5 protein-coding genes are annotated in these 4,918 nt (G+C 64.7%); 2 read left to right on the top strand and 3 right to left on the bottom strand.

What is annotated here, in order from left to right; genetic code table 11:
• Positions 1-142: 142 nt before the first annotated feature.
• From QMX83_RS20165 to QMX83_RS20155, 3 genes are all read right to left on the bottom strand, one after another.
• A complete protein-coding gene (locus tag QMX83_RS20165; RefSeq protein ID WP_282298420.1) occupies positions 143-430 on the bottom strand; it encodes a hypothetical protein in 288 nt (95 codons plus the stop codon).
• A gap of 127 nt (positions 431-557) precedes the next feature.
• Positions 558-1,076, bottom strand: coding sequence for a hypothetical protein (locus tag QMX83_RS20160; RefSeq protein WP_282298421.1), 519 nt, complete (start codon positions 1,074-1,076; stop codon positions 558-560).
• A 263-nt stretch (positions 1,077-1,339) separates the two neighbouring features.
• Positions 1,340-2,737, bottom strand: a complete 1,398-nt coding sequence (locus QMX83_RS20155; protein WP_282298419.1) for a serine hydrolase domain-containing protein — start codon at positions 2,735-2,737, stop codon at positions 1,340-1,342.
• Positions 2,738-2,993: 256 nt separating this feature from the next.
• On the opposite strand from QMX83_RS20155, the gene QMX83_RS20150 reads away from it, so the two are divergent.
• Both QMX83_RS20150 and QMX83_RS20145 read left to right on the top strand, forming a co-directional pair.
• The gene (locus tag QMX83_RS20150; RefSeq protein WP_282298418.1) at positions 2,994-4,331 is read left to right on the top strand and encodes an MFS transporter; all 1,338 of its coding nucleotides are present in this window, start codon (positions 2,994-2,996) and stop codon (positions 4,329-4,331) included.
• A gap of 28 nt (positions 4,332-4,359) precedes the next feature.
• Positions 4,360-4,716, top strand: coding sequence for a DUF1304 domain-containing protein (locus QMX83_RS20145; RefSeq protein ID WP_282298417.1), 357 nt, complete (start codon positions 4,360-4,362; stop codon positions 4,714-4,716).
• Positions 4,717-4,918 lie beyond the last annotated feature (202 nt).

The following is a 4,918-nucleotide window of genomic DNA, read 5'->3' as shown; positions in this document are numbered from 1 at the left end:
GGGGGGGGGGCGGTCTGTTTAACACACCCCCCCCCGCGCCCCCCCCCCCCCCCCCCCCCCCCCCACGCCGCCCTCGTCATCGCACCGACCGTCGCATGTGTTCGCCTCATTTGCGAAAGTGCTTCTTTTAAGTGTTTTTCTTTCAGTGCGCGGACGCGTGGCGGGTCTGGCGCGTTGTCGCAACGGCGTCGTCGAAGGCGTCGAAGGGCGCTCCGGACACCGCTTCGGGGCGTGCGTAAGAGGGGGGCGGCGTGAAAATTTTTCGCGGGGGTTGTTGACAGTCAAAAAAAGCGTGATTAGGTTTCGCCCAGCAGACCTTGCCTGCCAAGAGAGTGAGCAGAATCGACATCCAGTCGCGAAGCACAACCAGGACATCCGCCTCGAGTCCGATGACGGTGGAGTCGGCTTCGCTTCCCTCGGTGAAAAGCAAGGGCACCCCTCATACGATTCCTGCCGGGTGGTACATGGCAGGCATCACCGTATCCGTCACGACGCGCATGACGCGACGGCGGTCCCCGCCAGGCAACAGCTGAGCGGGTTTGTTTCAACTGGGCGTTTCAACTCCATAGATCACTGACGAGGAGCCATCCCATGGCAACCAAGAAAGCTGCGAAGAAAAAGCCGGCCGCTAAAAAGGCCGTCAAGAAGGTCGCAAAGAAGGCTGCGGCCAAGAAGACCGTGAAGAAGGCAGCCAAGAAGGCAACCGCCAAGAAGGCTGTCAAGAAGGTCGCCAAGAAGGCCGCTGCCCGCAAGGCAGTGAAGAAGACGGCGAAGAAGGCCGTCAAGAAGGTCGCAAAGAAGGCGACCGCCAAGAAGGCTGCCAAGAAGACCGCGAAGAAGGCCGTCCGTAAGGTCGCCAAGAAGGCCGGTGCAAAGAAGGCCGTCAAGAAGGTAGCCAAGAAGTCGGCTGCCAAGAAGGCCGTCAAGAAGACCGCCAAGAAGGCCGTCCGCAAGGTCGCCAAGAAGGCCGGTGCCAAGAAGGCTGTCCGCAAGGTCGCCAAGAAGGCCACCGCCAAGAAGGCTTCGGCCAAGAAGGCAGTGAAGAAGGTCGCCAAGCGCAAGCCGGCGGTCCGCAAGAAGAAGGCCGCACCGGTCGCTCTGCCGGCAACCCCGGCACCGCTGATCTGATCCATTCCCGATAGCCGTACCTGAAACCCCCTTCCCCGGATGCCCAGCGGGGAGGGGGTTTTTTTTTGCGCCGCAGGCGAAAAAAACACCTCCCCGCTGACGTACCCACGCATGTGGGTGCGGACGGTAGGTACCGACCGTTGGTCGGTACTCCTCAACGAAGAAGGCGGCCATCGGCCGCCTTCTTCAATTCCTTCCGGGTAAGCAGGGCTTACCGCGGCGATGCCACCGCTCGATCCGCCGAAGCGCCCTTGCGCTTGCCCGGCGCCGGCGCGCTGTCTTCCACCATCAGGTTGTCGCTACCGAAGTCGGTATCCACGTCCAGCCAGCGCTGGCTCGGCAGGCCCATCGCCTGGTCGAGCACCGTCGGGAGCAGGCCGCTGGGCAGGCTGCTCTCGCCGTTCCACATGATCGCAATGCCAAGATCCCGCTCCGGCACCAGCGCGACCAGGCCACGGTAGCCCTGCACAGCGCCGGCGTGGAAGATCACTTCATGCCCGGCATAGTCGAAGTTGCGCCAGCCCAAGGCGTAGCCCGCCGAGTGCAGGCGTTGGCGGCGCCACCCCGAGCGCATTTCGCCCGGCGTGTTGATCAGCGTCGAATGCAGGGTGGCCAGCAGCGGTGCCGGCAGCACGTCGGGACGATGCCCGGTGTGGGCAAGCAGCCACTGCGCCATGTCGCTGGCGCTGGCGTTGACGCCAGCGGCCGGTGCCAGACGGTAGTAGGTCGGCTTCGGGTTGAGCGACACCCAGCCGTTACGGCTGCGCACGTGCGGTCGGGCCCAGCGTGAGCTGGCCTGGATGCCGGCCAGGCCCATGCTCGCGTCATTCATGCCCAGCGGCTTGAACAGACGACGCTCCACTGACTGCTCGTAGAAGCTGCCCGAGGCGGCATACACCACGTCGCCGATCAGGCTGAAGGCCACGTTCTGGTAGGCGTAGCAATCGCCCGGCAGACACTTGAGCGACGTCGAGGCCAGCTTGTGGGTGAGGGTGTAGTACTCCGCGTTGGCTTCGATATCGCGGTCGTAGGCGTTGTAAGGCAGGCCGACGCGGTGGCTGAGCAGGTCGGCCACGGTCAGTCGTTCGGTCGCTTCGGGCGAACTCAGCTGGAAGCCGGGCACATAGTCGGTGACCTTGCTGTCCCAGCGCAGGGTGCCGTCGTTGACCAGCAGGCCGGCCATGGTGCCGGCAAAGGCCTTGGACAGCGAGGCCAGGCGGAACACGGTGTGGGCATCGACGATCTGTGGGTTGTTGACGTCGGTGACGCCATAGCCGCGCGCACTGAGCACGCGCCCGCCCTGCACGATGGCCACCGCCATGCCCGGCACGCGCTCGCCGTAGGTGAGCTGCTGGGCCATCGATTCGATGGCGGCCACGTTGAAGGTTTCAGCCGGTGCCTGCACCTTGGGCGCGAGCGACGTGGTGCGGTACGCCGCAGGCTGGGTGTGGGGCACGTTGGCAGCGGCGCTGTTCTCGATGTTGACCGGGAACGCGGCCGGCGTTGCCGCCGGTGTCTGAGCGGTGGAAGACAGGGCGATGGGCATCAGCATGCCCAGCAATCCGGTGGCCGCCGAACGGATCGGTCGGCGCCTGCTGTTGTGTTTCATCGTATGGGGCCCGTGCGCGACTGCTGTGACCGATTCTAGCGCCGCTTTTCGTGATTGCACAAACGAAGCGAAGATGAATGCGTATCACATTGAAAAATGGTGATTTTTGTACGGTTTCTGACCTGCTGCGTCACCTCCCTGTTCAGCTCGGCCAGACTGGCGGTGTTGCAGTGCATCGTTTACCGTGCGCGCACCGCCCGCCCGGATTGTTCACGATGTCGTTGCCGCCAAGCCTGCCGCGCCGGATCCGCGCGCGATGAGCACCCCGGATGCCGCCGGTCACGCTCGCCCGGGTCTACGTCAGTCGTTACGCCAGTCGCCGCCGCTGCTGTGGGCGGGGCTGTACTTCTTCTGCCTGCTCAGTGGCTACTACGTGCTGCGCCCGGTGCGCGAGGCAATGGCGGCTTCGGCAGACCTGCAGACGGTCTTCCCGCCGGCGCTGATCGCCTGGTTCGCCGGCCACGGCATCGCCCTGCAGGACTTCGTGCTGCAGTTCCTGTTTACCTGCGTGTTCCTCATCATGCTGGTGCTGCAACCGCTGTACGGCGCGCTGGTCAGCCGCTACCCCCGCCGCGTGTTCCTGCCGGTCGTGTACGGCTTCTTCATCGTCACCCTGCTGGGCTTCTACGGGCTGTTCAACAGCAACGTGCCCGGCCGCGGCATGGCGTTCTTCTTCTGGGTAATGGTGTTCAACCTGTTCGCGGTGGCGGTGTTCTGGAGCTTCATGGCGGACGTGTTCTCCAACGTGCAGGCGCGTGCCTACTACGGCTACATCGGCGCGGCGGGAACGATTGGCGCGTTTCTGGGGCCGATCCTGACCGCCTCGCTGGTGCAGCGGGTGGGCATCGCCAATCTGATGCTGGTGTCGGCAGGCTTCCTGTGCGTGTGCCTGGTCTGCATCTGGCGACTGCGCCTGTGGGCGGTGGCACGTGAGCAGCAGGCGCAGCTGGTGTCGGGTGAGACGCCGATGGGCGGCAGCGTGCTGGACGGGCTGAAGCTGATCGCGCGCGAGCCGCTGCTGCGCTGGCTGGCGGCGATGGTGGTGTTCGGGGTAGGGGTGGGCACGCTGCTGTACAACGAGCAGGCGTCCATCGTGCGCCGCCTGTACACCGATCCGGCGGCGAGCACGGCATTCTTCTCGCGGGTCGACCTGGCGGTGAACGCGCTGACGCTGGTGCTGCAGCTGGGGCTGACCCGCTGGCTGCTGTCGCGCTTCGGTATTGCGCCGGCGCTGCTGATTCCCGGCTTTGCGATCATTGCCGGCTTCTCGGTACTGGCGGCTTCGCCGCTGCCGGTGATGGTGGCGATCGTGCAGGTGATGACGCGTGCCAGCGAGTTCGCCTTGGGCAAGCCGGCCCGCGAGACGATCTACACGCGTGTGGACCGCCAGTGGCGCTACAAGGCCGGTGCAGCGATCGACACGGTGGTGTACCGCGGCGCGGACCTGAGCTTCACCTGGCTGCACAAGGCGCTCTCGCTGTTCGGCTCATCAGCGGTGTTTGCAGGCGGGGTGCTGGCAGCCGCGATCATGACCGCATCGGCCTTCGGCGTGCTGCGCGAAGAAAAGAAGCTGCCGCAGGAGCGGGCGGAGTAAGCTGTCGGCATTCCTTCGAGGCTAGCCCATGTATTGGACCGCGCTGATCCTGACCCTGGTGGTCGCCCTGCTGCACGTGTACTTCCTGGTGCTGGAGATGTTTCTCTGGACAAGGCCGCTGGGCCTGAAGACCTTCCGCAACACGCCGGAGAAGGCCGAACTTACCCGCGTTCTCGCGGCCAACCAGGGCCTGTACAACGGCTTCCTCGCCGCAGGCCTGTTCTGGGGTCTGTTCGATCACCTGCCGATGCTGGTCAACTTCATGCTCGGCTGCGTGATCGTGGCCGGCCTGTACGGCGCTTACAGCGTCAACAAGCGCATCTTCTTCATCCAGTCCGTCCCCGCCATCCTCGCCTCCATCGCCTGGTGGTTCGTGCCCGCGTGATGTCCTGACGCGGCTCTGCTGGGTTGCGATTGCAATCGGTACGTAGAGCCGGGCTCTGCCCGGCTGCTGTTGGTTTTGGGCGAACAGCCGGTGGTCATCGGTTCCCGTGCTTGGGCGTGCCAGGGTGGGTTTGCGGGACACGCCGTGAATCCGTCCATGGAGGCTCGTCAAAAACGTCCATGTTTTTGACGGTCCCGCAAAC

The sequence above is a fragment of the Stenotrophomonas sp. PS02289 genome (assembly GCF_029960115.1).
In the GTDB taxonomy this organism is placed as follows: Bacteria; Pseudomonadota; Gammaproteobacteria; order Xanthomonadales; family Xanthomonadaceae; genus Stenotrophomonas.
This window is presented reverse-complemented; position numbering and strand designations above follow the sequence as displayed.